The organism is Kordia aestuariivivens (genome assembly GCF_014397005.1).
In the GTDB taxonomy this organism is placed as follows: Bacteria; Bacteroidota; Bacteroidia; order Flavobacteriales; family Flavobacteriaceae; genus Kordia; species Kordia aestuariivivens.
The window spans coordinates 109,294-135,612 of the sequence record NZ_JACGWS010000009.1 but is presented as its reverse complement, the minus strand read 5'-3'; the positions used below and the strand labels follow the sequence as shown (position 1 = coordinate 135,612).

21 protein-coding genes are annotated in these 26,319 nt (G+C 33.4%); 11 read left to right on the top strand and 10 right to left on the bottom strand.

Annotated features, from left to right (window positions below):
• Positions 1-145: 145 nt before the first annotated feature.
• Positions 146-1,945: a translational GTPase TypA gene (typA, locus tag H2O64_RS15175; protein ID WP_187563059.1), complete on the bottom strand. Its 1,800-nt coding sequence runs from the start codon at positions 1,943-1,945 to the stop codon at positions 146-148.
• 647 nt (positions 1,946-2,592) lie between these two features.
• On the opposite strand from typA, the gene H2O64_RS15170 reads away from it, so the two are divergent.
• The 4 genes from H2O64_RS15170 to kdsA are packed head-to-tail and all read left to right on the top strand — an operon-like array spanning position 2,593 to position 6,950.
• Positions 2,593-4,263, top strand: a complete 1,671-nt coding sequence (locus tag H2O64_RS15170) for a DUF4836 family protein (protein WP_187563058.1) — start codon at positions 2,593-2,595, stop codon at positions 4,261-4,263.
• Between the two features lie 18 nt (positions 4,264-4,281).
• Positions 4,282-4,914 carry an ATP-binding cassette domain-containing protein gene (locus H2O64_RS15165; RefSeq protein ID WP_187563057.1) on the top strand — a complete coding sequence of 211 codons (633 nt, stop codon included), beginning with the start codon at positions 4,282-4,284 and terminating at the stop codon, positions 4,912-4,914.
• Positions 4,911-6,104 carry a hypothetical protein gene (locus tag H2O64_RS15160; RefSeq protein WP_187563056.1) on the top strand — a complete coding sequence of 398 codons (1,194 nt, stop codon included), beginning with the start codon at positions 4,911-4,913 and terminating at the stop codon, positions 6,102-6,104. The genes H2O64_RS15165 and H2O64_RS15160 overlap by 4 nt, the downstream gene beginning before the upstream one ends.
• A 27-nt stretch (positions 6,105-6,131) precedes the next feature.
• Positions 6,132-6,950 (top strand): 3-deoxy-8-phosphooctulonate synthase, encoded by an 819-nt coding sequence (gene kdsA, locus H2O64_RS15155; protein ID WP_187563055.1) that lies wholly within the window; start codon positions 6,132-6,134, stop codon positions 6,948-6,950.
• Between the two features lie 125 nt (positions 6,951-7,075).
• Here the strand turns inward: kdsA and H2O64_RS15150 are convergent, their stop codons facing one another.
• The 7 genes from H2O64_RS15150 to H2O64_RS15120 form a co-directional block, all read right to left on the bottom strand.
• Positions 7,076-7,423, bottom strand: coding sequence for a DUF1801 domain-containing protein (locus H2O64_RS15150; RefSeq protein ID WP_187563054.1), 348 nt, complete (start codon positions 7,421-7,423; stop codon positions 7,076-7,078).
• A gap of 104 nt (positions 7,424-7,527) precedes the next feature.
• Positions 7,528-7,809 carry a hypothetical protein gene (locus H2O64_RS15145; protein WP_187563053.1) on the bottom strand — a complete coding sequence of 94 codons (282 nt, stop codon included), beginning with the start codon at positions 7,807-7,809 and terminating at the stop codon, positions 7,528-7,530.
• A gap of 99 nt (positions 7,810-7,908) precedes the next feature.
• Positions 7,909-9,711: a helix-turn-helix domain-containing protein gene (locus H2O64_RS15140; RefSeq protein ID WP_187563052.1), complete on the bottom strand. Its 1,803-nt coding sequence runs from the start codon at positions 9,709-9,711 to the stop codon at positions 7,909-7,911.
• Positions 9,712-9,911: 200 nt separating this feature from the next.
• Complete coding sequence (locus H2O64_RS15135) at positions 9,912-10,097, bottom strand: hypothetical protein (protein ID WP_187563051.1); 186 nt, start codon at positions 10,095-10,097, stop codon at positions 9,912-9,914.
• 205 nt (positions 10,098-10,302) lie between these two features.
• On the bottom strand, positions 10,303-12,126 hold the full coding sequence (locus tag H2O64_RS15130) for a helix-turn-helix domain-containing protein (RefSeq protein ID WP_187563050.1): 1,824 nt from the start codon (positions 12,124-12,126) through the stop codon (positions 10,303-10,305).
• A 163-nt stretch (positions 12,127-12,289) separates the two neighbouring features.
• On the bottom strand, positions 12,290-13,570 hold the full coding sequence (locus H2O64_RS15125; protein WP_187563049.1) for a sensor histidine kinase: 1,281 nt from the start codon (positions 13,568-13,570) through the stop codon (positions 12,290-12,292).
• A 27-nt stretch (positions 13,571-13,597) separates the two neighbouring features.
• On the bottom strand, positions 13,598-14,881 hold the full coding sequence (locus H2O64_RS15120; RefSeq protein WP_187563048.1) for a sensor histidine kinase: 1,284 nt from the start codon (positions 14,879-14,881) through the stop codon (positions 13,598-13,600).
• A gap of 126 nt (positions 14,882-15,007) precedes the next feature.
• Here H2O64_RS15120 and H2O64_RS15115 point away from each other — a divergent pair, with 126 nt between their 5' ends.
• From H2O64_RS15115 to H2O64_RS15085, 7 genes are all read left to right on the top strand, one after another.
• Positions 15,008-15,646, top strand: a complete 639-nt coding sequence (locus tag H2O64_RS15115) for a hypothetical protein (RefSeq protein ID WP_187563047.1) — start codon at positions 15,008-15,010, stop codon at positions 15,644-15,646.
• A gap of 5 nt (positions 15,647-15,651) precedes the next feature.
• Entirely contained in the window at positions 15,652-15,948 is a 297-nt protein-coding gene (locus tag H2O64_RS15110; RefSeq protein ID WP_187563046.1) for a winged helix-turn-helix domain-containing protein, read from the top strand.
• Positions 15,949-16,132: 184 nt separating this feature from the next.
• Positions 16,133-17,545, top strand: coding sequence for a cell envelope integrity protein CreD (creD, locus tag H2O64_RS15105; RefSeq protein WP_187563045.1), 1,413 nt, complete (start codon positions 16,133-16,135; stop codon positions 17,543-17,545).
• Between the two features lie 113 nt (positions 17,546-17,658).
• Positions 17,659-17,970, top strand: coding sequence for a hypothetical protein (locus tag H2O64_RS15100; RefSeq protein ID WP_187563044.1), 312 nt, complete (start codon positions 17,659-17,661; stop codon positions 17,968-17,970).
• 70 nt (positions 17,971-18,040) lie between these two features.
• Positions 18,041-18,550, top strand: a complete 510-nt coding sequence (xrtK, locus tag H2O64_RS15095) for an exosortase K (RefSeq protein WP_187563043.1) — start codon at positions 18,041-18,043, stop codon at positions 18,548-18,550.
• Complete coding sequence (locus H2O64_RS15090; RefSeq protein ID WP_187563042.1) at positions 18,528-21,197, top strand: MSEP-CTERM sorting domain-containing protein; 2,670 nt, start codon at positions 18,528-18,530, stop codon at positions 21,195-21,197. Before xrtK ends, H2O64_RS15090 begins: the two co-directional genes overlap by 23 nt.
• On the top strand, positions 21,194-21,856 hold the full coding sequence (locus tag H2O64_RS15085; protein WP_187563041.1) for a DUF1361 domain-containing protein: 663 nt from the start codon (positions 21,194-21,196) through the stop codon (positions 21,854-21,856). Before H2O64_RS15090 ends, H2O64_RS15085 begins: the two co-directional genes overlap by 4 nt.
• 31 nt (positions 21,857-21,887) lie before the next feature.
• Here the strand turns inward: H2O64_RS15085 and H2O64_RS15080 are convergent, their stop codons facing one another.
• Positions 21,888-24,800 (bottom strand): Calx-beta domain-containing protein, encoded by a 2,913-nt coding sequence (locus H2O64_RS15080; protein ID WP_187563040.1) that lies wholly within the window; start codon positions 24,798-24,800, stop codon positions 21,888-21,890.
• 90 nt (positions 24,801-24,890) lie between these two features.
• The gene (locus H2O64_RS15075) at positions 24,891-26,093 is read right to left on the bottom strand and encodes an NAD(P)-dependent oxidoreductase (protein WP_187563039.1); all 1,203 of its coding nucleotides are present in this window, start codon (positions 26,091-26,093) and stop codon (positions 24,891-24,893) included.
• Between the last annotated feature and the right edge of the window lie 226 nt (positions 26,094-26,319).

Here is a 26,319-nt window from a genome sequence, read left to right as displayed (position 1 = left end):
ATTTGAGATCAAAATATATTTTGATTGAAAATACCTAGCAAAGCTATTCAGTATGAAATTTTATATCGAGAAGTCATTATTTTTCAAAAGAAAAGGCTTCACTGCGTAACAATGAAACCTTTTTTTTCGATGTGAATCGTATTTTCTAGATGATTTTGTTACGTTTTCTGTCTACTTCTGTTAAGTGTACTTTTCGTAAACGTAAAGAGTTTGGTGTAACTTCTACGTATTCATCTTTTTGAATGTATTCTAATGCTTCTTCTAATGAGAATTTGATTGCAGGAACAATTTTTGCCTTGTCATCTGCTCCTGAAGAACGTACATTACTTTGCTTTTTAGCTTTTGTAATGTTGATGGTCATATCATCTTGACGAGAGTTCTCACCAATTACTTGTCCTTCGTATATTTTTTCTCCTGGTTCTACGAAAAACTTTCCTCTATCTTGTAATTTATCAATAGAATATGGAATTGAAGTTCCGTTCTCCATAGATACTAAAGATCCTGAGATACGTCCTGGAATTGGCCCTTTTACTGGCTGATATTCCTTGAAACGGTGTGACATGATAGCTTCACCAGCAGTTGCAGTTAGCAATTGGTTACGCAATCCGATAATTCCTCTTGATGGAATCATGAATTCACATACCATACGATCGCCTTTTGCTTCCATTGATAACATTTCTCCTTTACGAAGCGTTACGAACTCAACAGCTCTACCTGATACATTTTCAGGAAGATCAATTGTTAGTTCTTCAATTGGCTCACATTTTTGACCATCAATTTCTTTGATAATTACTTGTGGCTGCCCAATTTGCAATTCGTATCCTTCTCTACGCATTGTTTCAATTAGTACTGATAAGTGTAATACACCTCTACCAAATACTAAGAATTTGTCTGCGCTTCCAGTTTCTCCTAAACGTAGTGCTAAGTTTTTCTCTAATTCTTTTTCTAAACGATCTTTAATGTGACGTGATGTTACATACTTTCCATCTTTTCCGAAGAAAGGTGAATCGTTAATTGTAAACAACATACTCATTGTTGGCTCGTCAATTGCGATTGTTTTTAATCCTTCAGGATTTTCTAAATCAGCGATGGTATCACCAATTTCAAATCCTTCTAAACCTACAATTGCGCAAATATCTCCCACTTGAATTTCAGTAGCTCTCTTTCTACCAAGTCCTTCAAATGTATATAATTCTTTGATTTTTGATTTGATAATCGTTTTATCACGTTTTACCAAAGCAATTTGCATTCCTTCTTTTAGTGTTCCTCTTTGTAAACGACCAATTGCGATACGTCCTGTAAATGAAGAGAAATCTAAAGATGTAATTAACATTTGTGTTGTTCCATCTTTAAAATCTGGTGATGGAATGTGTTCCATAACCATGTCTAATAAAGGTTCAATATTGTCTGTTGGATTTTGCCAATCATCTGACATCCAATTATTTTTTGCAGAACCGTATACTACTGGAAAATCTAACTGCCATTCTTCCGCACCTAATTCGAACATTAAGTCGAATACTTTTTCATATACTTCTTCTGGCGTACAGTTTTCTTTGTCAACTTTATTAACAACCACACATGGTTTTAATCCTAAGTCAATCGCTTTTTGAAGTACAAAACGCGTTTGTGGCATTGGACCTTCAAAAGCATCTACTAATAGTAATACTCCATCAGCCATGTTTAGTACACGCTCTACTTCTCCTCCGAAATCGGCGTGACCTGGTGTATCAATGATGTTGATTTTTGTTCCTTTGTAGTTTACAGAAACGTTTTTAGAGGTAATCGTAATTCCACGCTCACGTTCTAAATCGTTGTTATCAAGAATTAAATCTCCTGTGTTTTCATTTTCACGAAATAGTTGACAGTGATACATAATTTTATCTACCAATGTAGTCTTCCCGTGATCTACGTGTGCAATAATTGCAATATTTTTTATTGAAGCCATTTACCTCTTTATTTTAAGCGTGCAAATGTACTGTTTATTTATTAGACAATGCAACTTTCATAAGTTTTTCCATAGTAATCTGTAAATTAATGCTTTATGAGCAATAAACTTGCTGCTTTTTGAATATAATTTAAGGGTATAAATGCTAATTCTTTCACTTTAAAATAGAATGCTCATCCTGTTTTCTTGATATTTTGTGATGATTTTTAATTGCATTCTTACTTAAACTACATCAATTATTTTAAAGAAAGCTTTGCAGATTCGCAAAGCACTATTTGGAGGCAAGAAGCAATAATTATCAGGCATATCACACATTATCACAGGAATATCCAACGCATGGCTTGGTAAGTTTATATTCTTTTGAACGATAAAATCATCGTATGGATTTTTATAAAAAGTAAACCGAAGTTCGCTTTTTGTACACTTTTTAATTTCTTCTATTTGTACCACTTCTTTTTTATCTATGTAAAGTTTTAGTTATGATTGTGTAACGTTTCTGTTTTTCTACCTACCTATTTGGGTATCAGTTGTAAAAATAGTTATTCTTTATTGTGTATTTTTTGCTTAAAAAAGGTAGATATTGTTATTTTTGCATTCCTCCACCGATCACCAAAAAATTTTGTAAAACATTTATCATTTTATTTAGTATGAGAAAAATTGTATGCTTACTCACAATTGCTGTTTTAATGGCAAGTTGTGGTCAAAAAAGTTCTGAATCGTATTACATCCCTAAGGACGCTATTGCTGTTATGTATGTTAATATAGAATCGCTTGCTAAGAAAAGTAGTGAGATTAATTATAATGAATTAGGTATTTCAGATTTTGCCAAGAAAGCTCCTGGAGATTTTGGCGACATGATTACTGAAATTATGTCCAAAGAAAATTTGGACAATACATTCCGCAAAGAATTTATGCTAGGGTTTGTCACTATAGACCGTATGTCTGGTATGGGCGGATTTATTCTTCCTATTAAAAGTGGCGAAGCTTTTGAAAAATTCATTCAACCAATTATGGACAAAGCTCCACCAATGGAGAAAATGGAAAATGTTGGAAAAGGAAAAGCATTTACTGTATATGCTTCAGATCAATTAGCTATTGGTTGGGACGGAAAAACTGCATTGATTATTGGTGCTAAAGATTATGCAGCAACGGAATTGACAGATCTTACAGAGCTAGACAAATCTAAAAGTGTGTATGCAACAGATTATTACAAAGGTTTCTTTGACGCTAGTAAAGACATGGGAATGCACGTTACTTCTACACCTGTGGCTCAGCTTTTAACTTCATTTATGACAATGTCATCTGGAATAGACGTTGATTTAGAAAACAACAATTTATCGTACTACCTTAATTTTGATGATGAGTTTGTATTTACACAAACAAAAGCTACATTGAATAAAGATATCGACAGATTATTAGGATATAAAGATTGGATGACAACAGGTTATAGCAAATCGATGTTAGATGTTTTACCGAACGATCCATCAGTATTGATGAAACTTTCTATCAGCCCTTCAGCATTTTACGAACATTTTGAAGGAATGCAAAATAATAAAGTAATTCCGCCAGATGCAAGAAAACATTTGCAAAGAAGCATTCGTGATATGAATAAAGGATTAAAAGGCGAAACTGGAATGACCGCTGAAGATATTGTGGGTATTTTTGAAGGTTCTATGATGGTAGCTATTACGGAAGGAATCACTGTAAAAGATACCGTTTACAATCCGTATGCAAGATATTACAATGGTGGTGAAGATGATGAAGAGCCATACACAATTGTAGATAAAAAAATGCCATACATGTATGGAGCAATTGCATTGAAAGACAAAGAAAAGTTTGATATATTGATGAATATTGCTTCAGCTAAAGGTGGATTAAAAACCAAAGCTAAAAATCATTTCCTTCTTCCAGATAATATTTCACTTGTGGTTACTGATGATTTACTTTTTATTACAAATCATGAATCAAAAGCAGATGAAATTAGCGCAAACGGAAAATTAGCGAACAACCTTTCTGACTTTAAATACAAATCAAATTTATCACATTCAGGATACGTGTACATGAGTTCTAATATTTCAGAAATGACTACGGATCTTATGAAATCATTCACAGGTGCTGGTGTTCCAGGATTGGATACATACACAGAAAATACTTCAAAGTTATATGGTGAATATTTTAGTGATAATCACATTTTTATGGATGTTGATGGTATAGAAACAAGAACATACGTAAAAGGTGAAGGAAACTCACTAACTCGCGTAATGTTATACTATGCCGCTATGGCTAAAGAACTGGACGCAATGCAAAGTACTTACTAATACTTTTTAAATTGCCTTGTGAACATTAACATCACTTCTATAATTCCAACATACTTTACTCCTGCTTCTTCGGAAGTTTGGAGTAAAGATTTTGAATTAATAGCTGACGGAAAGTACTTGATGAAAGCAGCTTCGGGAAGTGGTAAAAGTTCTTTTTTTAATTTTTTATACGGTTTAAATAATAAATACGCTGGTACAATTTTGTTTGATGCGACAGATATTTCATCGTACACAGAAATCGATTGGACAGCTTTGCGACGAGAAAAAGTTTCGATTGTTTTTCAAGGATTGCGATTGTTCCCTGAATTAACGGCTTTAGAGAATATTCAATTGAAAAACCAATTGACCAATTACAAAACCGAAACGGAAATTTTAGCGTACATGAAACAGTTGAATGTTGTTGAACTCGCGCACAAAAAAGCAGAAACTTTATCATACGGACAACAACAACGCGTTGCAATTGTCAGAGCGTTGTGTCAACCCTTTGAATTGTTATTGCTTGATGAACCCTTTAGTCATATTGATGATGCACAAATTGTCAATGCAACACAATTAATCACGGAAGAAGTTGCCAAACGAAAAGCAACACTCATTATTGCTAGTTTGGGCAATAGCTACGATATAGATTACACAAAAACCTTCTTACTGTGATTCGCACCTTATTAAACAAACAGATCCACTTTTCGCAATTATTATTTTTTGCGTTGACTTCTAGCCTTGGATTGGGAATTTTATTGGTAGCGTTTCAACTTTTTATTGATACACAATCGCTTTTTAGTACATCTAACGATTTATTGGGCAACCAAAACTTAATCATTTACAAAGATTTAGGGCGCAATAATGCGTTCACTCCAGAAGAAATTTCAACCATAACACAACAAGATTTTGTCAAAAAAGTTGGTGGTTTTACACACGGAACGTATCGTGTTGTGGCGAGTGTTTCCATTGCAAATTACTCCGGAATTTCCACAGAGATGTTTCTGGAAGCCATTCCTGATAATTTTATCGACATCGAAAGCCCTGAATGGAAATGGAAACCCGGCGCTAAAGAAGTGCCGATTATCATTCCAAAAAATTACATTAATCTGTATAATTTTGGGTATGCTGCAAGCACAGGAATGAAACAGATTGATGAAAATCTTATTCGTGAAATTCCTATTGAATTGACGCTGATTGGTTCGTCTAAACGTGAAGAATACAATGCATATATCTTAGCTGCTTCCGAAAAAATAAATTCTATTCTGGTGCCTGAATCTTTCTTGAAGTATACAAACCAAACCTTAAGTCCTGAAAAAGTAAACAAAGTTTCCAGAATCATTTTAGACGTTACAAACCCTTCTGACCCAAACGTATTGGATTTTTTAAATTCAAACAATTACAAATACTTGAAGAATGATGTACAGACTTCTCGAATTAGCTATTTTCTACAATTAATTTTAATGATTGTCCTTGGAATTGGAATTTTGATTACTGTATTATCTATTACGCTGGTCATTACAAATATCAATTTGCTAATTTTAAAGAACAAACAAACCATTTGTCAATTGCACTTTTTAGGTTTTTCAAGAGCGCAGATTGCCAAAGTATACCATCAAATATCATATAAAATTTTAGGGATTTCTATCCTAATCGCTTTTTTACTTGCGGTAGTTTGCAAATTTACATTTGCGCCGTATTTAGCCATCTTACAATCTGAAAGTAGTTCATTTTCACTGGTATATGTATTCGCATTCGCAATCATACTATTTGTTGTCTTAGCTATTTATTACACCAAACATACCAATAGAAAAATTCAGCAAATGACAGCAATAAACACAAGCTTATTGACTTCTGAAATTTAACTTATCTTTGTGCAAAATTTACAACGTATGCAACTCAGTTCTATTCCAAAAATAAAACACACCGATTCTAATAATTTCTTTTTACTTGCAGGTCCATGCGCTATTGAAAGTGAAGATATGGCATTACGCATTGCTGAAAAAGTGATCGAAATTACGGATGCTTTAGAAATTCCTTACATCTTTAAAGGAAGCTTTAAAAAAGCGAATCGTAGTAGAATTGATAGTTTTACTGGTATTGGTGATGAAAACGCTTTAAAGATACTTAGAAAGGTTTCTGAGACCTTTGACGTGCCAACTGTTACTGACATTCACGAGGCTTCAGATGCTGTCAAAGCTGCAGAATATGTTGATGTATTACAGATTCCTGCTTTTTTAGTGCGCCAAACAGACTTAGTGGTGGCTGCTGCCAAAACGGGAAAAGTGGTGAACTTGAAAAAAGGACAATTTATGAGTCCTGAAAGTATGCAACACGCCGTGAAGAAAGTACACGATTCTGGAAACCAGAATGCTTGGATTACCGATCGTGGAACCATGTTTGGTTATCAAGATATGATTGTAGATTTTCGTGGGATTCCAACGATGAAACAATTTGCTCCAACAGTTTTGGATGTGACGCATTCGTTACAACAACCAAATCAATCTAGTGGTGTAACTGGCGGAAGACCTGATATGATTGAAACCATAGCACGTGCTGGGATTGTGAATAATGTTGATGGTTTGTTTATTGAAACACATTTTGATCCGGCTAACGCAAAAAGCGATGGCGCAAATATGCTTCATTTAGATCATTTGGAACGCTTGCTAACTAATTTGGTAAAGATTCGTAAAACGATTAATTCTTTGTAGACGTACTTAGACTTTCTTAGATTGTTAGACTTCTTAATTATTGGACTGCTTGGACTTTGTTAGACAAGGCAACAGAGCGAAATCGAAGTTTAGATTTCTAATTTATATAAAATAGTTGAAAGCCGTTAGTATAAACTAGCGGCTTTTTTTAGCACTTCAATTAAAACACCATTGTCAATATCTTCCAGCGTTTTGTAACGCAATGAAGCCATTACTTTTCTTTTTTCAGTGACTAAATGTTCACTATGAATTAAAATTTGGTTGCCTTTTACAATACCAACATCTACATATTGTCTTTTGTGACTTGCGTTTAAGTAACAGAATGGTTTTCCTTTTAGGTAATAAAACGGAATTCTGTATTTGTATTTTAATTCAATTTCAGGAAATAGGTGTTCAAAGACAACTTGCAGTTGTAATAAAATTGATTTGTACGGTTCTGGTTGTTTTAAAATGTATGCTTCTGCGGGATTCATAATGTACTTTAAAAATCTAAGATACATTATATTTTGAATTTTTTGAACATAAAAAAAGAGCTTACATCTTGTAAACTCTTTTGAAATATGGTGGTTTTAATGTGTTAGCATTTTCTTGTCTCAAGACAATCTATTTTAGTAACATCTATTCCACAGTAAATTGTGTCAGTATCAGTTCTTGTTGTTGGAGGCGGGCAAGTATTATCTATAGCAGTCGTTGGGCTATCTGTAACACATGCGCCTGTTAAACACATATATCCGTCTAAACTCACAACGCGTGTATCAACATTTTGTAAGGTTCCGCCTTTAACGTTTAACATTTTGTTGAATGATACAACAGTTGTTTTTTGAAATTGCAATTTGGAGGTGAATTCTCTTTTCTTCATAATACTTTGGTTTACTAAGTTATCCTCAAATATAAATCCACACTTGTTATTTTTAGTAAAATGTATCTAGAAATTCATAAATTCCGAGCATAAAATAGACTATTCAATATCCTGATTATCAAGGTTTTTTATAAAATATGAAGGATATAAACCTGTTTTGTTTTTAAACGCTCTTGAAAACGACTCAGAACGGTTAAACCCAATTTCTTGCGCAATAGAATCGATGGTATAGGAACGGAATTTTTTATCATTCTTTAAACGTTTGATCGCATAGTTGACACGCAAATCAGTAATGTATGCAGTAAAGGATTTTCCCTTGTGGGCATTTACTAGTTTTGATAAATAGGAAGTATTTGTTTTTAATTTTTTGGCAACTTCATTTAAACTACTGTGTTTGCTCAAGTATGATTCTTTCGCTTCAAAGTTTTGTAGTTTTCGTAATAATCGTTCTTTTGTTTCGTCTATGATTTCAACTTCTTTTGGATCCGTTTCTTTACCTTTTGCAGCTTTTGTTTGAACAACTTCTTTGACGACTACTTTTTCAACTTCATCAACTTTTTCTGCAATTTCTTCTTTTTCTTCTTCCAAACTTTTTAGAATGGCTTCAAATTTACGTTGGTTGCTTTTTTCGCGTCTTTTATAAAAAAAAATTAATCCTACAACAACAATAGCAGCTAATGAAACACTTACATATAAAATTATTTTTGTTTTTTTTGAAGTTTTTTCTGCCTGACTTAACTCTTCTTTTAAAGATTGCAGGTCATATTTTTTTATAATTTCGACACCAATTTCATTTTGCTTTTTATCATTTTCTGTATACACTTCGTTTGCCTTTTCAAAATAATATAAACTCTTTTTAGTATCAATCGTTTTATACGATTTCCCTAAATATTTATACATATCTTCTAGACTAAAGAAATTTGTGTTTTTTTGTTTTTCATTAGCTTCAATTTTTTCTAAAAGATCAATCGCTGTTTTATAATCACCATTATGATAATATATTTTTGCCTTGTTGAGGTTTATAAAAGGTAATTGTGATTGCGCGCTTTTAATTTCATGTGCCTTATTCCATGCTTTATTTAATAATTGTGCTGCCTTTGCATAATTCTCTTTAAAGATATCGGTCTCTCCTAGAAAATTATAGAAATAGACTTTTGCGTCTTCATCTTCATACTTATTACTAAGATCAATTCCTTTATTACCATAATACTCGGCTTTTTCATATTCTTTCGCACGCATACATGATTTTGTCAGTGCAATGTATAAACTGACATGCAATGATTTGAATTTTCCTGAATGCTCTTCTTCTAGAATTTTTAGCGTTCCTTCTAACAAATCGATTGCACCTTTATTATCACCTACTTCAATTTTCAATAACCCAATGTTTTTGGATACAACTAATTTTAATCCTACAAGCTTTATTTCTTTTCCATATTTTAGGGCATTCAAATAATTTTCCATGGACTCTTGGTACTTGCCATAATCGTAATAGATTTTTCCTTGAAACATATAATTATTCAGCAATAAATTTGAATCACCAATCGTTTTTGCAATTTTTGCAGCTTTTTTAGCATAGATGATTGACTCTTTAAAATCGGTCTTATAATTTTGCGATTCCGCCAAACCAATATATCCCCAAAACTGCACTTCCAAATTTTCAGATGTTAGCATATTTGCTTTTATGTGCGAAATACTCAACATTGATTTTATAGAATCTTGTGAGTATTGTTCCGCAAAGTGGCGTGCAAATTCTTTTGGAGGTAATTCTTTTAAAGATGTAATAAATTTTTCTTTGTCAAAACCTTGAATTGTGTCTTGAAAACTAGTAGTTGCAAAAGATTGTTGACTAAAACAGAAAGAAATAATAAGCAGCAATAACGCTGTACATTTTTGGAGGTACATATACAGTTTTCTTTGTATTAATATATTTTGGGTAGGTGTTTACTCAAAAATAAGGGTTTTACTTGTAATTTGGGTATAGTTTATAACGCTATTTTTCAGAAGTAATACAGATAAGTTTAAATAACAGAACACGAAAGATAATACACAAAAAAACTCCTAAGAAGTTCTTAGGAGTTTTATAAAATATATTTTGAAATAGATTAACATCCATCTACTGTACCTAAAACGGTTATATAGGTTTTACAATCTCCGTCAATATTTGTATCACATTGAGTCGTAAGTGCACAAAGTTCTATTGATATTTTTGGACCTGATCCAATAATATGATTTAATTTTGAAACACTTACTCTGCTCACTTCTAATTTTAATTTTCTTTCTTTTTTCATACAGTTTTTTTTAATTGTTACATTTAGGGTTGATGTAACTTGGTTTACAACACATCGCTTGGTATCGATTTAAGTAATGTAGCACAAACTACATCATCCTAAATTTTGTTTGTTTTAATGTGGTTTCAAATATAATAGAAAATAAAGTTGAGTGTTAAAATAGCTAGTCGTAATTTATAAATAACGACTATTACAAATCACCAACTCACTGTTTCTCAACCTCTTTTATAAAATACGAAGGATACAATCCAGTTTTTACCTTGAATGCTTTTGAGAATGATTCCGATCGTTTGAAGCCAATTTCTTGCGCAATGGCACCAATAGTAAACGATCTAAATTTACGATCATGAGACAATCGCTCTATGGCGTAATCGACACGCAAGTCGGTAATGTATGCTGTAAACGATTTTTCTTTGTGTGTATTGATTACTTTGGATAAGTAGGTGGTGTTTGTATGTATTTTTTTAGCTACTTCTACCAACGTGCTTTCCTTACTTAAAAACTGTTCTTTTTGTTCAAATTCGGTTAGCTTTTTTAAAATCGCGGCATCTTTACTGTCAATTTCAGTAAGTTGTACTTTTGTTTCGGTTTGTGCTACATCTTCTTCAATAGCTTCTCGTTTTTCTGAGATTGTTTCTTTCAGGTTTGAAGTTTCTTTTTCTTGCTGTAACTTTTGTTGACGAAGCTTTTCTTGTTGACGTTTTTCTTCTAATTGAAGCATCAAATCATTAAAAAGATTTTTATTTTTTCGCTGTTGTTTCTTATTGTAAAGAATTAAACCAATAATTACAAAAAACAAAAACGTTATTCCTATCGCATATATATATTTAGTTTGTTCAGACTTTTTTTGTAAAGCATCAATTTGTTTTTTAAACTTACTATAGGTGACTTGTGTAATCCGAGAATTTATGATTGCTCTAGCTTTCTCATTCTTAGCATATATATCGTGTGCTTTTTCAAAATATTTAGTACTTTCTTGAATGTTATCGAGTGCTAAATATGATTTTGCCAAATTCACATACAGTTCTTGAATACTCAAAAAACTAACATCATTTCCTTCTAATAACTGTTCGCCTTTCAGTAATTCGTCAATTGCTTCTTTGTGTTTATTTTCTAAAGCATACGTTTTTCCAACATACAGTTTTAAAAAAATATCCATAATTTTATCTCCACCAGCTTTATTAATCAATTCTTCAGCTTTATTAAATAAATCATGTGCTTCTTTATAACGACCATTATTGGAAGCAATTTCACCTAAAAAAACACGGAAATATCCTTGAAAAGCTATAGAATTTATTTGCTTACTCATTTCCAAGCCTAGATTACAATACAAAGCAGCATCTTCATATTTATCTAAATTGATGTACGCCTTGGTCAAACCTTGGTAAATACGAAGCTTCGTGTTTTTAAATGCCTGGTTATTGGAACTTTCAATTTTCTTTAAATTATCAAGATATAGTGCTACAGCTCCTAAATTATTCTTCGCTTGAATATTAATAAGAATAATATTATTAGAAGTTGCAATCTGCCTATTTAAATTATTTGTTTGCTCGGCAAATTCTAAGGCTGGTAAAAAATTATCTAACGCTTTTTCGTTTTCTCCATTAACGAACCAGTAAGATGCTTTTTTATTATAAGCTTGATACAATAAATTTTTATTATTTAATTTAGTAGCTTTTGCTATTGCAATATCCAAATTAGCCATTGCTAATTTTAAACTATCATTTTTTTGTTGCCAAGTCGCAATTGTTAGGTATGTTCCAGCAACTTCATTTTCATCTTTTGAATTTAAAAAATGTCTTTTTAGATATCCAATAATAGTAGCTGCTTTTGTAGAATCTAACTCTTTACTAGCATAAAAGGCATCAAGCAATTGATCAAAAGATTTCTCTTCTAACGATTTTTCAAAAGCAGGAATATCTACTTGTACAGTAGCATCTTGATCTTGAGCAACAACAATAATTGTAAAGCAATATATGGACATGCACAAGAACTGCACACCAATTTTTTTAAATAGATGAATTGACATAGATATGTTTTATAGCAATTTAGTTTTGTGGGAATACTCAAAAATAGAAAAATTATATTTTATAAACGTATGTTTATTTTTATAATTGTGTAATACATTCTTTCATGAGAGCGTAAATGTATAAAGGATTTTTATGTTTATTTTTTTTTACACAAACTCGAAACTATCGTTTTGGAATAGTAAACACAAATGCTGCGCCGTTTCCTTCAGAACTTTCTACGTAAATTTTACCATCATTGCGCTCAATGATTTTCTTTACCAATGCCAAGCCAACTCCAATGGCTCCAACTTCTGAATCAACGTGTAGTTTTTGAAACAATTCAAAGATTTTTTTATGGTATTTTTCATGAATTCCAGGACCATTATCTCTCACAGAAAACAGATGTGCCGCCTTTGTAGCTTTATAATCAATGTAAATTTTTACGTGTTTTTTATCTGTATGTTTGATAGCATTCTGAATTAAATTTTGAAACACCTGCACCAATTTTGATTCGCTAAAGGTGACTCTAGGCAATCGTTTTTCAATCGAAATGGTCACATCTTCGCACGTATTTGCGCTAATAATACGCTTTACTAACGTATGCACATTGACTTCTTTTCCTTCTTGCTCCGCATCCATTTGCAAGGAATAATTCAGAATTCCTTCCACCAACAAATCCATTTGTGTTACTTGCTGTTTAATTTGTTGCAAACTTTCGGCGGCACTTCCATGAAATTGTTCGTCTTCATCTTCTCCAAGCCAATCTGTTAAAGTATAAATGTTTCGCAACGGACGTTTTAAATCGTGTGAAACTACATAGGCAAACTCTTCTAAATCTTTATTCTTTTCAAGCAATTCTTTGGCTCTAATTTCAAGATCAAACGTACGTTTTTGCACAACTTCTTCCAGATTGATATTCATACCTTCTAATTTTTTTCGATACCGAATAAATCCGTTCATAACTAAAAAAGAAAACACAAAAATCACGAATAGCGATAGTAAAATATTGCTTTTATCAGCAATATCTATATCGGAATAATATACATAATACGATAAATGCAATGCTTCTGAAGCACTATAAATCAATACTAAAATTCGATTGCTCAATAACAATACAGAACCAAATATGAAAACATAAGAAACGAGCAAACAATCTAATGAAAAGTTATTCAAATTGGTTGCATACGTCAGGTAATGTTGAAATGCCATCGTTGATGCAAAAACAAACCATCCGTAGTGTTGTAAGATGAATTTGTTTTTTAAATTGGGCAAAATACCCGCAATTAAAAAGAGTACTGCAAAGATGATGTTTCCATAAAAAGGTAGGATAATATCTGGATTGTAATATTTCATAATCTCCAGATAAATAAACGTACTCGGCGCACCAAGACATAGCGTAATGCTGCTATTCCTGATTTCAAAAGGCTCAAGCCTTCCAAGATTTTTAAATACGTTTCTGTTCATATTGAAATTATGGAGCTTTTATACAACTTACGCTGGAATGGTAAAAACAAACGTTGTTCCTTTGCCTAGTTCACTTTCTACATAAATATTTCCGCCGTTTCGCTCAATGATTTTCTTTACCAATGCCAAACCGATTCCAATAGAATCTATTTCTGTGTTTATTTGAAGTCTTTGGAATAATTCAAAGATTTTACCGTGATATTTCTTCTCGATTCCCGGTCCATTATCTTGTATTGAAAATTGATGTCCAACTTTCATTTTTTTATACCCAATATGAATTTCTACCAATTTTTTATCGTTGTGTTTAATGGCATTCTGAATTAAATTTTGAAATACTTGCAACAATTGCGATTCATTAAATGATACTTTTGGCAAGCGTTCTTTAAGCGTGATGTCAATCGTTTCAGTAGAATTTACCGTAATAATACGTTTGATCAACGCTTGCGCATCAACGGTATTTACAACTTGCTCTTTATCCATTTGCAAGGAATAATTCAAAATTCCTTCTACCAACAAGTCCATTTGTGTCACTTGCTCTTTAATAAGTCGCAAACTTTGATTGGCTTCTTCGTTAAATTCATACTCATCATCATCGGTCAACCAATCTGTTAACGTATAAATATTACGCAACGGACGTTTTAAATCATGTGAAACTACATACGCAAACTCTTCTAAATCTTTATTCTTTCGGAGTAATTCTTTGGCTCTATTTTCCAAATCGAGTGTACGTTCTTGAATTCTATTTTCCAATTCTACATTGACAGCTTCTAGGTTTCTTCTATATCGAATTAAACCATTCATCACCAAAAAAGAAAATATAAAAATGGTGCTCATCGATACTAAAATTGCACTTTCAGACATCCGATCTAACTCAGAATAATACACACGATACGCCAAATGAATCAGCTGTGAAGCACTGAAAATAATGACAAGTAACCGATTGCTCAATAGCAACACAGATCCAAAAATAAAGACATACGTCACTAACAAATAATCTAAAGAGAAATTGTTGAGTGCTGTTGTATAGGTAAGATAATATTGAAAAATAATTAAACTGATGAACGTAACCCAGCCATAGTTTTCATTTAAAAATTTGCTTTTCAAATACGGTATCAATCCTACAACTACAAACAATACAGAAAATACAATTTCACCGCGGTATGGAATTATGAGATCAGGGTTGTAATACAACATGATCATTACATAAATATATGTACTAGGACCGGCAAGCGCGAACGTAAAGCTACTGTTCTTAATTTCAAAAGGTTCTAATCGGCCAATATCTTTAAGATATTTTAAAACTTTATTCAAGTAGTTTGTTTTAAGTTAAGTCTTTAAAGTTATGGAAATGATTCTAATTAATTAGTATCTAAAAAACTATTTTTTCTTGCACATGTCATACTTTTTATTTTACTTTGTATTTCAAAGTGCTTTACTATGACATCATCAGACTATTTAAACGATATTAAGGAGATTAAAAATCTCATGAATAAATCATCTCGGTTCATTTCTTTGAGTGGACTTTCGGGAATTCTCGCTGGGATTTATGCCTTAATTGGCGCCTGGTTTGCACGACAAGAAATTATGTCTGCATACAACGTAAACAATCGGTTTCTTGAAGGCGGACGCTATACAGAAACTAGTGATGTTACCACAAAATTATTAGTAATTGCCGCCATTGTTATTCTACTAGCAATTGTTACAGGAATCGTTTTAACACAACGAAAAGCACGAAAAAACGGCGAGAAAATGTTTGATAAAGCAGCTTTCAAACTATTGATCAACTTTTTAATTCCGTTAGTAACTGGAGGAGTTTTCGCTTTAATTATTCTTCAAAAAGGATTGGTTGGACTGATTGCGCCTGTAACACTTATTTTTTACGGATTGGCTTGTGTCAACGCAAGTAAATTTACACTCGGACATGTTAAATATTTAGGAATTGCCAACATCATTTTAGGATTGATTGCCACACAATATATTGGATACGGTTTGTATTTTTGGGCAGTTGGTTTTGGTGTATTTCACATCGTTTACGGCGGATTGATGTATATTTTAATTGAACGAACCACTAAATAATCATTTTGAGTATTATCACAAATATTAATAAAGCTTTTGATCACCGAATTCGTTTGGGCATTATGTCCATTCTGATGGTGAATGAGTTTGCCGATTTTAAAATGCTCAAAGAATTACTGTCTATTACAGATGGAAATTTGGCGAGCCACGCGAAAGCCCTGGAAAAGGTTGAATATATAAAGGTTGAGAAACAATTTATCGGGCGAAAGCCAAATACACGTTACAGCGCAACACCTTTGGGAAAACTAGAATTTAAAAAACATATTGAAGCGTTGGAACAATTGATTAGAAAGAGCGAATAATATAAAAATCATAACACATACTAATTCAATACAAACACTTACTAAATGATCACGAATAAGACACAAAAAAACACGGTACTTTGTACAAACAAAAACGCTAGACTTCACTCCTAGCAACTTAGTAAAATCTTTTTTTTATCTATCAACTTTGAATTTCAAAGTACTTTAAAAACTAACAAAAAAAATGGAAACACATCAAACAGAAAAAAACAACGGCACCAAAGTTGCAAATTGGTTCAAAACCTCTATCACAGCACGTATGCTGATGATGGGCGCATTAATTTTATTACTTATGATTCCGCTTACGCTGATTCAAAAATTGATTAAAGAACGTGAAATCAGACAACAAGGTGTTGTGAGCGAATTGAATGACAAGTGGGGAAATTCCATTCTACTCTATGGACCTATTTTAAAAGTTCCGTACAAAACCTACGAAGAAACCGTGAAGTATAATGAGGAAATGAAAGAAACGTTTAAAGAAAATCGTACGATTATAAAATACGCCTATTTTTTCCCTAAGAAGTTAGACATTACAGCTGACGTGAAAGCATCTTCAAAAAAGCGAAACAACTTTGAAACCGCAGTTTTCACCTCTGATATTGCCGCTTCGGGAACTTTTGAAACACCAGATTTTTCATCAAAATCAATTGCTGACGCTGACATTGTTTGGGAAAAAGCAACCTTATTGATTAAAACCACCAATTTGAAAGGTTTGAAAAGTGAAGTTAAACTAAACTTAAACGGAAACGAATATGGTTTTGAAACCAATTTTAATACAATTAATAAATCGCATACGAAGTTGGAAGAACTCGAAAGTTCATTTATTGCATTGGCTGATATTCCAAAGACAGCAGATCGCTCGTTCAATTTTAAACTCATGTATAATGGTAGTAAAAGTATTCAGTTTATCCCAATTGGAAAAGTAACAAATGTTCAGATGAAGTCTGATTGGAAAGATCCCAAACATGCTGGAAATTTTATCACACAAAGCGAAAGAGAAACCGAAAATGGCGGATTTGAAGCGAATTGGAAACTTTTGAATACGAATCGTTCATTTTCGCAACAGTTTTTTAAAGTGCTACCAAATTTGAATCAATACGCGTTTGGAACCGAATTTATCATTCCGTTGGACGAATATCAAAAGAGTGAACGCTCGGCGAAATATGGTTTTTTAGTGATTGGATTGACGTTTTTAGTCTTCTTCCTCATTCAAACATTAAGCAAAATTCCGATTCATCCGTTTCAGTATTTAATGATCGGAATTGCACTCGTGATGTTTTATACGTTGTTGATTTCCATTTCGGAACATAGTAGTTTCTTAAAAGCATATCTCATTGCAGGAACTGCCGTCATTGTGATGATTACACTCTATTCGAAATCGATCTTAAAAAACTGGAAATTTCCAGTATTCATTGGAACTTCATTAACAGCTTTGTATGGTTTTATTTTCGTAATTATTCAAATGGAAAACTACGCGTTGCTTGTTGGAAGTATCGGATTGTTCTTGATTCTCGGAATTGTAATGTTTGTGTCTCGAAAGATTGATTGGGGCTTCGACTTCACTCAAAACTCAAAACTGACAACTCATAACTCATAACTCAAAAAACAGTTAGTTTGGTGAGAAAACGATTCCTGACTTTTTGGGATTCGAGTGCTGAAAAGTTCGGGTTTCGTTTTCATCCTTCAAATTCAATTTCAAAAAAAATAACAATGAATATTACCTTTTTATATCAATTATTGAAAGCTGCAAAAATCACTGCGATTTTGAGCTTTTTAGGCGGAACTTTTTTACTAATTGCCTATTTATATTTTTCTGGCGCACATACCATTTTAGATTATGGCATTTATTATATGTTGATGGCAATACTAGTAAATAGCATCTTGTTTTTTACACTGCTCATCACTTTTATGCATAGCGAACTGAAACGCAAAAAAATCTTAAAATCATTGCTCCTCATGATTATAAACGTGCCCATTGGTTTGTGTTACGCCTGTGTGATTGTGAGTTATAATGTTCCTTAAATGATTGTTTATTATTTCAAGTAAAATAATGATTAAACATCTCAATATTAAGCTTTTAAACTATTGCAAAATGAACAAAACATATCAAAAAATCGGCTTTATTCTCGGGTTAATTTTATGCTTGAAAGCTTTGTATAGCGTTGCAACCGTAAACGCTTTGAAATGGTTTATGTATCCAATGATTCCATTTGTGGAAGTATTTACAAAGACTTCTTTTGAGTGGATTGATGCTATTGGTTTTAGTTCACCAATCGGAATTGTGATTGAAAAATCATGTGCAGGCGGAAACTTTTTTATTATCTGTGTTGCTTTTTTATGTTTCAAACTGTGCACGTTTCAATCCATTAGAAATACAATTTTGCGTGTCACTTTTTTAGGAATTTGCAGTTATCTCATCATGATTTTAGCAAATACCACACGAATTATCAGCGCTATGAAATTAGCCGAATGGGAATGGACGAACCAGTTTATTGATCCAAAAGATGCGCATTTAGCACTCGGAAGCATTTTATACATTTTCATCTTACTTATTATAAATCATTTTATCTCACCAAAACATGTTACCACTCAAACTACATAAAACACTCGGATATGTTATATCCTTACTTTTACCGCAATTATTTTTGGGTTGGCTGCTATACAATGCATTCAATTCGCCCGAAGGAAACACGTTTAATTTTTCAGGCTTAGCGACTTGTTGGGGTATTTTAATTGTGTTATTTTCAGGATTAATTATTCTCGAAGTAACACAAAAAATCAAAAATTGGATTTTGCCCTGCGCTATTATACTTTGTTACGCAGTTTTTCTTTTTTGGTTGTATGAATCGAATCTTTTTAGAGGCATTCCACGCATAAAATCGAGCAGCGTTAATTACGAAATTATTCCGTTGTATTTGACGATTCCCGCTATTTTTCATGCAATTCTTGATCTTATTTATAAATATTTTCGCCCGGATGGAACACTTTCATCCAACTTGAAAAATTTGGGTTCAGCTATTCTTGTTCCGTTTGTCATGTACATTTTTGTAATTGCCATTATTCCAATTTTTGGAAATCGTACAATAGGATATCATGGTTTAGAAATATTTGTGACCAAAATAACTGTATGCATTGCCATTACGGCTTTTCTATTTTTCTTTTTGCGTTTTGTATTGGGAAATATGGTTGGGAAAAACCTGAAAGCAAAACATCCGTTTATGGTGTTGCTTTTCGGATTGATTTTTCCGTATGTCGGATTGGCTTTGAATGTAAATTTTGAATTGTTTGGAAACTTTAATTATACTTTAATTTACATCGCATTTGCCATAAATGTAATTGGTCTCACATTACTGTTGATGGATTCCGTTTTAGCAAAATTTATCGGTTTTTTATGCGCCAGTTTTGGCATTCCGATTGTGTTGTATTTCTTCGTTATCTTCTTGCCTTTTGTACCACTTTCTTTTGTAGCATTGATCGTTTTTGGTGCAGGAATTTTGATGTTAACGCCAATTGTGTTGCTGTTATTACAGTATCAAATCATGTCAAAACAATTGCCTTTAATTTTAAAGGAATACAGCAAAAATAAAGTGATCATTTTAAGTATCGCTTGCTTGTTATTGCTTCCTGTAAGCTATGTTGGATTTTGTGCAAATCATAGAGATTACCTCAACGAATTAATCGCGGAAACGCATGAATTTGACGCTTCAGATACAACCTATACAGATTATGATGTTAAAAAGATTGAATATATTTTTAGAGAAATGCACAAAGGAAATCGTAGACTTTCTATTGAAAATCCAGAGCAACGTTTGCCTATTTTATCACTTTTTTACGATTGGTATGTGTTTGATAATTTGCAAGTATCACACCAAAAAACAAAAGAAATTCAACGTTTATTCTTAGGACAACAAACATTTCCTTGGTCGGGCTATCGTCCGCCTGAACGTTTGAATGCAACCGTAAAATACACCTACGAAACTGAATATGTTGCTAAAGGCGATTTTTATAAAACACAATTGCATTTAGCCATTACAAACATGAATAGCAAAGGCATGCGCGAATTTAGAAGCGAATTTGCCTTGCCAAAAGATGTGTTTATTTCTGATTATTATTTGGACATTGAAGGTCGCAGAACGTTCGGGATTTTAGCCGAAAAGAAAGCTGCCAATTGGATTTACGAACAGATTACCAATCAACGGCGCGATCCTGGAATTTTGCAGTATTTGTATGATGATGTGATTTCTTTGAAGATTTTTCCTTTTAAGAAAGATGAAACGCGCACATCAGGTTTTACGCTGTATCACAGAACGCCTGTCAACTTTTCTATCAATCATACGCCTATTGCAATTGATGTAGAACCGCTAGCGCAAAACGTAACCGAATTGAGTCCGAATACGTTTTATGTTCCGAGTAATATTAAGGAAACGTTGCCAAAAATAGAAGCTCCAGTAACGTATTATTTTTTAGTCGATAATACAACCATAGGCGAACCGTTCAGAGCGCAATTTGAAGAAGATTTTTCACAATTATCATTTGATGTTAAACAGCAAGCAACTATTTTGTATGTTGATGCTGATGTCAATTGGGGTACCAAAACGAACCCGAAAGAATCTGGGTTTAATTACCGAAAAGCAATTGCACAAATTCAGTATGCACATCGCGATCAACGGCGCGTTCCGTATGTCGTTGTGTATGCGCCATTAGCCAATCGTTTTACGGGAAAGTATAGTTCATGGGAAACAGAAAAAGCATTTCCGTATCATAATTTAATTGAACATTCGCATTGGAAAAAGAAGCTTCCGTCCACGATAGAATTGGTAGAATTCTCAAGAAATGGGCAATCGAGTTTTCTCCAAAATAACGATCAACCTTCATTGGTAAGTTTTGATGACACCGCAACATTGAATCCCAATTTTTCAGGAAATCCGTATTTGAATGCCTTGCAATTACGATTATTTCACGATTTGAACGATTTGAATCCGACACGAAAGAAAGACCATTGGTTGCGTGCTTTACGTGAGAGTTTTTCGCAAAATATCTTGACGCACAGCACCACATATATTTCACTAGAAACAAAAGTACAAGAAGAACGTTTGTTGCGAAAACAAGAAGAAATTATGAATGCCGATTATTCTGAAAAAGCAGGTTTGGAGACACGCCGCATGAGCGAACCGTATTTTTGGGTATTGCTGTTTTTCTTTTTGATGTATGTTTTGAGGCAACAATTTTTAAAACAGAAACTATCATGAATTCAAATACTTTTAAAGTATATCAGTTTTTACTACTGAACGGCTTGTTTTGCATTGCGCTGTTACTTTTACGCGTATACGTTACCGGAAGTTTGTTTTATGGTTTTTTAGTTTGGAATTTGTTTTTAGCAACGCTTCCTTTTTTAATTTCTTCATCACTTTCTAAGACTGTTTGGTTAAAGAAACAAACGTTTCCGTTGTTGCTAATTTTAGGAATTTGGTTGCTATTTTTACCAAATGCGCCATACCTCATCACAGATTTAATGCATTTACGCCATTCGCTATCATCACTTCCTTGGCTCGATCCTTTTATGTTGTTTGCTTTTGCTTGGAATGGATTGGTGTTAGGGTTGTTATCAATGCATCAAGTGTATCTTATTTTGACTGAAAAATGGAATAGAACGATTGCCAAACGAATATTGTTTATCACTGTATTTTTATGCGGATTTGGTATTTATCTAGGAAGATTTCAACGTTGGAACTCTTGGGAATTGTTTAGTGATCCAATTATTTTATTGAAAGATTGTGTAGATAGTATTTCCAATCCAATGTATAGAACGCGCACTTTAGGAATTACCTTAAGTTTTGGATTTTTCTTGTGGATCTTATTTTTGACAGTAGAAAACTTTTTACCCACAAAAAAAGCATCTCGGAATTGAGATGCTTTTCTTATTTTTTCGGATTTTTATATTAACAACTAGGATCTACAATAAGATCAATTGTTCCCGTATTGAAACAACCCGTTTGCGGGTCTTCTACTCTATAAAAGATTGTTTGTGGTGAGGTTGTATTTGTATATGTTGTCGGAATAGCATTTATATTGTTATCGGCATCCGCTTGCGTTTCATGATATGTAACTTGCAAACTTGGTTGTGTTTGTACAATTTGCACATTTAATTGCGAAAGATCAAAAGTTGCAATGCCATCTCCATTTCCGTCACAAGCTGTTAAACTCAATCCGGTTGGAGCTGTTGGGATTGAGTTTACTACTAAATTTAAGATAGATATTTGCACAATTCCTAGACTGTCTATTCTAACAAAAAGAGTAAAGCCATTTCCAACAGTTGCTGGTGAAGATAATGGAGCTATGTTTGCATTAGCATCCGCTTGTGTTTGATGATAAGTCACTGTTCCTGAATTTCCATTTAGATAATAAGCATCCATAGAAGTTAAATCAAAAACACCTACACCATTTCCGTTATCATCACAAGTTGCTAAATCGCCAGATTGTGGAAAGTTACCTCCTGTACCATCATTATCAATAATTGTTATAATACTATCTGCGACGTTATTTAGCGTATTTCCAGAGGTGACTGTTGCAACAAACGTGAAGGTTTCATTTGGTTCAACTAAAGTGTCATCAACTATTGGAATTGAGAGTGTAACTAGTGTTCCTCCAGCTGGAATTGTAATTACTGATACAGTTGATACATAATCATCTGGATCTATTGCAGATCCGTCAATTGTAGTTACATCAATAGTTGTGTCTACAGTACTTGTTTGGCTTAAATATATATTTATGACAGCAGCACCATCTCCTTCAGAAGCAGTTACATTATTATCAACACTTAAAGTAATATCTATTGGTTGTTGGTAAGGATCATTCGGATCGTTTGGATCACTTATTCCATTTGGTGTTAAACCTGTACTTGGATTATCAATTCCTGTAGTTTCTTCACAATCTGTAAGTCCATCACCATCACTATCTACATAACTCCAGTATAAATAAATTATTCCAGTAGCTGATTGTCCCGAAGCGATATTGGTTGCTACTATAAAAATCATTTGCGTATTTCCAACTAAATCCACAATTGGAACTCCAAAAGGTGAACTTAATGGACTTGTACCTGCTGCTGCATCTGCTTGTGTTAAATAGAACGCGTATGTATGTAAGTTATTTCCAAATTGAGTAACAGTTGCATCTAAATCAAATGATACAGGATCACACCCAGTTCCAAGTACTTCTACTGTAAATACTACTACATCTTGTGCATCTAAGTAATCAGGAATTTGATCGCCGTCACTGTCGTCATTTGTTGGGTCGTTATCACCGTCATAGTCTTCATCAGCAGTATCGATTCCATCGCCATCATCATCAGCATCTAAATAGTTTGGAACTCCATCTTGGTCTGTATCATCATTGGTAAGGTCATTATCTCCATTTAAATCTTCAAATGAATCAAAAATACCATCGCCGTCTGAGTCTACAAATCCTGTACATGAACTTAGTGTTGCTAAATCTAAGGTAGCAGCTCCGTTTAATGTTCCCGATATAACATCAGTAACTTGATTATTTGCAACATCGATTCCTTTGAGAGAATAGTCTAATGTGCCACAATACGATATTGTGTAGTTTATTGTTCCGTCTGTTACAGGAATTATTTGAGTTTGATTGTTTATGAATAGTTGAATGTATCCGTCAGTTACATTGTTTCCGTCACAACTAACAAATGTTCCTGTGATCGTTGATGTATTTTGATTGTTTGCAACTACCGTTACTGTCGTTGTTGTACTCGTTGTAAATGGTCCAATCGTTGTAGTAAATGGATCATTGTTACAAGAAACTCCTGGAACAATAACTGTAAGTTCTTCTCCAGCCGGAACTAATCCGCATTCAACTCCGTTAGCATTTGTATATCCGTAAGTTCCTGTTGAGTTTAGTAAGGTAGAGTATAAATCTAAAGGTGTATACGACATTGGGTTTCCATTTTCGTCTTGTAATTCAATACATAAGTAGACTGATGGATACGGATAATCGTAATTCCAAAAAGAAAAGTGGCTTACGTCTCCAACATACATGTTTCCTTGTAAGGTTGCTTCTCCTTCTTCAATCCAATATCCTGCAACTTCATCAAAGTGCCAAAGTGGAATTGTAGCTGGCGGATTGGTAACATTTGCAGCTAACGGCATTGATATTTGTGATGTACTTCCGTCTGCTAGTTGTAATTCTTCTCCTGAACCACTTCTAAGTTCAACTGCTAACATTCCATACGTTTCTAATGCTACAGCACCACCACTTGCATCTTGTGCAAATAACATTCCTGGCATCATGGTGTCCATATTTTCATCATCTGGACTTAGGTGTTTTAAAATTACGTTTACATCACCATTATAGGCGGAACCATCTTCTTTTGTGAAGTTTCCATCAAATGTAACTTCTGTTCCGTTTGATAAGTTTACCGTTGCTTGTTGCCCTGTATTAATCGTTGCAATTACATCTTCTTTCAGCAACATAATTTCAACACGATTCACTTCTGATGCAGAAGGAGCTAATGCTCTTGAACCAATAATGTATCCGTCTTTTTCTGCGGTGATGTATGCGAATTTCTCAAAAGCAGTAACATCCGATACAGAAAATATTCCGAAAATATCTGTAGAAGTGACTGCATTTCCAATACGAATAGTTGCTCCTTGAATTGGTTCGTTTTGTTCGTTTACCACACGTCCTAAAAAGCGTGCTGAGATTGTAGTTCCGAAGTTTTCTTCGAAGTTGATATTTATTGGCGGTTCTTCATTTACTGGTACTGTGGAGTTGTCATCATTCTCGCAAGAGAAAAAACTCAACACTAATAAGCAGGATAGAAATAGTAGTATTTTTTTCATCGGTTTTAATTTGATTGTTTCATAAATAGAACAACCTAAGCTTCAATATTCCTACCTGCACATCTGTAAAATGTAAGTAAATGACTAAAATTAGTTACCGTCTACATACTCTTGAAGATACACGTAACGCTCCGTAAGCTTTCCGTTTTCTGTCATTTTAGCTCTGGCTAATACACCATCTTTGTCACCATTGTAAAAAGCTGGAATTACATGTTCTAAAAACATTTCTCCAAAACCTTCACTAGCATCTTTTGGCAATTCGCATGGTAAGTTATCTACTGCCATGACTGTAATTGCGCCTTCTGCATCAAAAGCGACTTCTTTTTCCGTTTTCGGGTCATAGCCGTAGAAAGGATCAGCAATGGTAGAAGGACGAATGGTACTTGCAACTGGTCCATCAATATCACAAGAAATATCAGCAACTAGATTGATTTTAAAATCGGGATGTTTGGCATCTTCTCGTGTGAATAAATAAGGGGCGCCATCGCCATAAAAATGTCCAGCAATAAAGAAATCTGTCATTTTTGCATACGGCATAAAGTTGCTTTCATATCCACTAGGATCATCGTAAAATTTATACTTATCGCCTACTTTTCCATCTACGCGTTTGCTATATTCCATTACATCTACCATACAATATACAGGTTCTGTAAAGTCAGATGTAAGATATAAAGCATCCGAAACTTCTTTGATGCCTAGATGATCTAAGATTTCTTTGGCTCCATACGCTACTTTTCCTGTTCCAGAGAGTAGAATTTTAATGTTTGGTAGTTTTATTTTGTCTAATTCTTTTTTGACAGCATCTAAGTCTGGAAGGTTTTCCACTTTTGGCAAGTTGAATAAACCATCACGCAAACCTAACGCTCTAAAACCATTGTATGCACCAACTAAACCAGCGTAACGTCCAAAACCAATTAAGCGTCCGCCATTTGCTTTTGTAATGACTTCATGATCGTACATTTCGATATTTTTAGCGAGTATTGCTTGTAGTAATTTACGATTGTACGGTTGCTTTTTGATTGTATGTGAAAAGAAAAAGTATTTTTTATTTGGTATTAAATAATCAAGTGGCACTTCTTTTACGCCTATCATCACATCACAATCTGAGATATCGGCAGCAACTTCAAGTCCTTCTTTCGCGTACGCTTCATCAGAAAACACACGAATATCTGAAGCTTCCACTTTGAAAGTTGCTGCTGGAAATTGTGTTTTGGCTTCGGCTAATTTTTTTGGAGAGAATACCACACGTCTGTCTGGCGGATTTTTACGTTCTTTTATGATAGCGAATTTCATAGGTTTTGTGCCTTATTTATTTTTCTCCGAAGATATTAGATTTTGAAAGTTTTTACAACTGATTTTTAATATGATTAAAACTTTATTTTCTAGTACACTTATATTTCATGAAATATGTATTTTGAAAAAGGAGAAACTTGTAGAATTTCGTATCTAAATATGGTAGTTTCTTAAATTTGAATTTATAGCATTTCACCAATACAATGAGTGCCAGAATGACATCATA